This is a genomic window from Streptococcus sanguinis (genome assembly GCF_020729765.1).
Taxonomy (GTDB): domain Bacteria; phylum Bacillota; class Bacilli; order Lactobacillales; family Streptococcaceae; genus Streptococcus; species Streptococcus sanguinis_Q.
In genome coordinates this window covers 1-2,416 of record NZ_JAJEPD010000039.1, presented here as the reverse complement: position 1 = coordinate 2,416, position 2,416 = coordinate 1, and the positions used below count along the sequence as shown (strand labels likewise).

At 34.1% G+C, this 2,416-nt stretch carries 2 protein-coding genes and 1 pseudogene; 1 reads left to right on the top strand and 2 read right to left on the bottom strand.

Going from position 1 to position 2,416, the window contains the following annotated elements; translation table 11 throughout:
• Nucleotides 1–392, top strand: a pseudogene (locus K4H96_RS05125) (class I SAM-dependent methyltransferase); the annotation flags it as partial.
• Nucleotides 393–933: 541 nt separating this feature from the next.
• Here K4H96_RS05125 and K4H96_RS05120 read toward each other — a convergent pair.
• A complete protein-coding gene (locus K4H96_RS05120; RefSeq protein ID WP_223337239.1) occupies nt 934–1,710 on the bottom strand; it encodes an ABC transporter permease in 777 nt (258 codons plus the stop codon).
• A partial coding sequence (locus K4H96_RS05115; protein WP_227956398.1) for an ATP-binding cassette domain-containing protein occupies nt 1,697–2,416 on the bottom strand: 720 nt, incomplete at its 5' end. The genes K4H96_RS05115 and K4H96_RS05120, both read right to left, overlap by 14 nt.

The window sequence follows — 2,416 nt, the reverse complement described above, 5'->3', positions numbered from 1 at the left end:
TTTTTAATCCGGTCTCAAATGTATATATAGAAGGTTTAGAAAATATGTATAAAGAAGCCTCTCGAGTATTGAAAAAGGGTGGACTGTTAATGGTCGGATTTATGAACCCCTGGATATACATGTATGATGCTGACATTGTATGGGACAAACCTGATGAGGAATTACTTTTAAAGTTTTCAATACCTTTTAATTCAAAAGAGCTTGAAGAGGAAGGCAAGATAACCATAAATCCAGAATATGGATATGAATTTAGCCATACCTTAGAAACTCAGATTAGAGGACAACTCAAAAATGGTCTCGCTATGATAGATTTTTATGAATCGTGTGACAAAAGACATAGATTATCACGTTATGGAAATGACTATATAGCTACACTTTGTATTAAGCCATAATATTATAGAATATGCTTCAGGAGAATAGCCCATTTTATTTTCCTTAAGGGTTAAAATCTAAAAATCCCAGTTTGTATAATTGAATATAACGATTTGAGAAACAGTAAATCACAAAGGTTTACTGTTTTTTTGCTCATTTTGAGAAATCATAACCACCCGTGAAAACAGGTAACTTGTACACCGGCTATATGCAATTTCCCTCCAGCGACGTCTAAAGATCTTCGCTGAACTTCGTTCGGATCAATGCTATGTTCGTTTGATTAATGCCCATAACAACGGGATTTTACCTTGTTCTAAAACTGCCATCTGAGAATGCTTTGACACTTAACTTATCAAAGACAAGGTCATTTTTTTCCAATCACGTATATTAGAAACTATCTTTTTATTTAGACCAACGATACTCACATAGTCCCCTCTCCCCCAAAACTTTCGATTGTCATAAAATAACCCCTCTTGTTTTTCAATCTGAAGAKGAGGGGTTGTTTTGAATGGAAATGAATAAGACTTAGTTTCGTGTTATTAGCATTTTCATCACTTCATTTTAATCGTAATCAGCATATCTCCACCAAGCTATTGTTGCGATAAGACCTAGAATACTTACCCCAAATAAACTGACAATGCTCCCAAAATTCAATAGTGCTTTTCCTGCAATACCACTTGCGAGTGCAGGAATCGCCCATGGAATGTATTTTCCAAAGTTAAGAGCAGAACCAAGCTGAGAAAAAATAATAGTAAAAATGATAAATGCCAATGGTGACAAATATCCCCGGCCTAAACAAGCAAAAAAGGCCACTGGAGTAGAGAGTACGATCGTAAGAGTGGTGCAATAACCAAAAGTAAGTATACCTTTGAGAATCACCGTTAAGCTCCCACCCTCAAGTCCAATCAAATTACCAGCTAATAATCCCAATAAAAGTGCAAAAATTGATAGAATATAGCTCCATAGAGCGATAACGATAAACTTGGATAATACGATTGTATCTCTTCTTATCGGGAGTGCTAATAAGTCTATCATCGTTTTATCAGAATATTCTCTACCAAAAATCCAAGATGCTGTAAATCCAAAAATGAGCAATCCCCCAACAGAAATGACTTGTGATACGGTCATTAAGTACGACGACCAGTCTGTTATCCTCATCATTTCCATTTTTGCAGAAATCAAACCAAGATTTTTGAAATTCTCTGGATATTTCATCATAGTTGCAAACAAGCCAACAATAAAAGGAACTAAACAGATAGAACAAGCAGTTACAATGGAAAGTTTTGATTTTATTAACTTTCTCCATTCAATTAAAATACAGGAACTAAGCTTTTTCATTCGAAACACCTCCATTATAGTCATTCAGTATTCTTAAGAAATAATGCTCCAAATCTTCTTTTTCAACAGCCAGCGATTTGGGTGGATAACCTGCATGAACCAGCAATGTAGCAACATCTTCCGGATATTCCACAGATTTTCTATCATTTAATTCCAAGAAATGGATATTATTTTCTGTGTCTGATTGAATATTTACTTGATAGCCATGATTAGATAATACTTCTTTCATGGCCTTATTATTAGAGCCACTTACTAGTAACTTCTTTTCTAAGTACTGCTCTAATTCATTGCTTTCAACTTCTCTTATAAGTCTGCCCTCATGTACAATAACTATCCTAGTAGCAATTTTAGATATTTCTTYCAGMTTATGACTTGAAATAAGAACAGTTGTACCCAGATTATTCGCCAATTCCTTTAATAATTCTCTAACTTCAATAACTCCAAAAGGGTCTAATCCATTTGTTGGCTCATCAAGAATTAGGATTTTAGGTTTATGAATAATCGCTTTTGCAATTCCTAAACGCGCAACATTTCCTAAAGAAAGATGCTTCTCCTGTTTATGTTCATATTGCTTTAGTTTTAATTTTTCAATTGCCCAGTCAATATTATCTTTATTAACCCCTCTTAATTTACTAACGATTTCTAAATTTTCTCTCACAGTTAAGTCTGGATAAGAATAAGGCGTCTCAATAATATAACCTATTTC